Source organism: bacterium, assembly GCA_020440705.1.
Taxonomy (GTDB): domain Bacteria; phylum Krumholzibacteriota; class Krumholzibacteriia; order LZORAL124-64-63; family LZORAL124-64-63; genus JAGRNP01.
Genome location: JAGRNP010000246.1, coordinates 1 through 1,797, shown reverse-complemented (window position 1 = coordinate 1,797; position 1,797 = coordinate 1). Strand labels below are relative to the sequence as shown.

At 62.9% G+C, this 1,797-nt stretch carries 2 protein-coding genes; one reads left to right on the top strand and one right to left on the bottom strand.

The window, feature by feature from the left end; genetic code table 11:
• Positions 1-202: 202 nt before the first annotated feature.
• A complete protein-coding gene (locus KDM41_18100; protein MCB1185336.1) occupies positions 203-532 on the bottom strand; it encodes a hypothetical protein in 330 nt (109 codons plus the stop codon).
• A gap of 119 nt (positions 533-651) precedes the next feature.
• On the opposite strand from KDM41_18100, the gene KDM41_18095 reads away from it, so the two are divergent.
• On the top strand, positions 652-1,737 hold the full coding sequence (locus KDM41_18095) for an endonuclease/exonuclease/phosphatase family protein (GenBank protein MCB1185335.1): 1,086 nt from the start codon (positions 652-654) through the stop codon (positions 1,735-1,737).
• Positions 1,738-1,797 lie beyond the last annotated feature (60 nt).

Sequence of the window (1,797 nt, the reverse complement as noted above, 5' to 3'; positions counted from 1 at the left end):
GAGCGGCAAGTCGGTGCGCGGTCTTGCCATGATGACGGCGGCCCTGGAACGCTCCCAGCCCGTGGACCGTCCCTGGATCCTGAAGCTGCAGGAAGAGGCCTTTGCCGTCTCGCCCGAGGCCGACCGGCGCACTGCCATCGCGTTGTCGGAAGACATTCTCAGAAGCGGCGATCGCTGAAGCCGGCGCTTGCGATGCGGTGCGTTACAGCGTCCGCTTGATCGAGCCGCGTGCGTTCAGGATGGTCCCGGTAATTCCGGTTGCGCTGTCCGCAGGCAGGCACATCGCCGCAAAACGCTTGTCCTCGCCGGCCGAGGCGGACGGGCACTCTCCATCGAGGAAAGTCCAGGACGTGTTGTTGAGCACCCGGTCGCAACGGGCTCGCTTCTGGCCGTTCGGCAGCGTGAAACAGGCGATCTCGCCCAGTTCGTAGGTCTGGCCGTTGGCCTTGCACGAACACACCGCATCCGCGCCCATGCCGGGAGCCGGCACCAGCACACATGCGGCAATCAGCAGGGCCGTGCGCTTCAACATGGTCGAAGAATACCCGATTTCTGGCGGGAATGCCAACGCGTCATGACAGCGTGAGAATTCCCACTTATGATCCCGGGTGGGGCGTGCAAGCATAGCGGCGGTTTTGCAGAGGTTCTGCCATGGCCCGAAACAAGCGCGACATCTCCATCGCCACCTTCAATCTTTACAACCTGCACCTGCCCGGCGAGCCGATCTACTCGGACGACGACGGCTGGTCGCAGGAGCAGTTCGCTGCCAAGGTTGCCTGGACGGCCCAGAAGCTGAAGCAGCTCGACGCCGACGTCATCGCCTTCCAGGAATGCTGGCACGTGGACGCTCTCAAGGCCTGCTTCGCCGCGGCCGGCCTTGAAAACGACTACGACATCGCCGGCCGCACCCTTAACCCGCCGGGCATCCAGGTCGCGCTCGCGGCCCGCAAGGGGCTGATGGTGGGCGATCCGGAGTGGATCGAGGAATTTCCCGAGGATTGCCGTTTCGTTGACCTGAAGGAGGCACGCGACGCCGAGGAGCAGGTGTCCATCACCATCAAGCGCTTCTCGCGGCCACCGCTCAAGGTTCGCATCCAGCCCGAGGGCGAGGGACCGAAGCCGCCGGAGATCACAGTCGTCGTGGCGCACCTGAAATCCAAGGGCCCCTCGACGCTATCCTTCCGCTTCCCGCGGCCGGACGTGCTGGAGCACCATGCCCAGATCGCCAAGACCGTGGTCGCGCATGTGCGGCGCATCGCGGAAGCAGGCGCCCTGAGGGCGATCCTCGACACCGAGATGAAGGGCAACGACACGCCCTTCATTGTTGTCGGCGACCTGAACGACGGGACGCTCTCGACCTCCACCGAGCTTCTGACGGGCGATCCGGGCTACCGCTTCTTCGAGAAGAGCGCTGCCGGCTCGAAGTCCGACGCAGGGCTCTATTCGGTGGAGAAGCTGCAGCAGCTACGGTCCTTCCGCCACGTCTACTATACGCATATCTTCAAGCAGAAGTTGGAGAGCCTCGACCACATTCTGGTGTCCGACGCCTTTTACGATCACGCAATCAATCGCAAATGGTCGTTCAAGGAAATGATCGTCTACAACGATCACCTGATCTTCGACGACAAGGATTCGCGAACGTCCATTGGTGCCACCGACCATGGCATCGTGCGGGCCGAATTCGACTGGAATCCGATGAAGGAAATGCTGGTCCGCGACCGCGGCCTGTTCGTCTAGAGCGCCAGTTCGACAGCCACCGGTACGTGATCGGAGGGCTTTTCCCAGGCGCGAACGTGC

What these genes read in the sequence shown, in the direction of transcription:
- KDM41_18100 (MCB1185336.1), bottom strand. Translation starts at nt 532, where the DNA reads ATGTTGAAGCGCACGGCCCTGCTGATTGCCGCATGTGTGCTGGTGCCG.
- KDM41_18095 (MCB1185335.1), top strand. Translation starts at nt 652, where the DNA reads ATGGCCCGAAACAAGCGCGACATCTCCATCGCCACCTTCAATCTTTAC.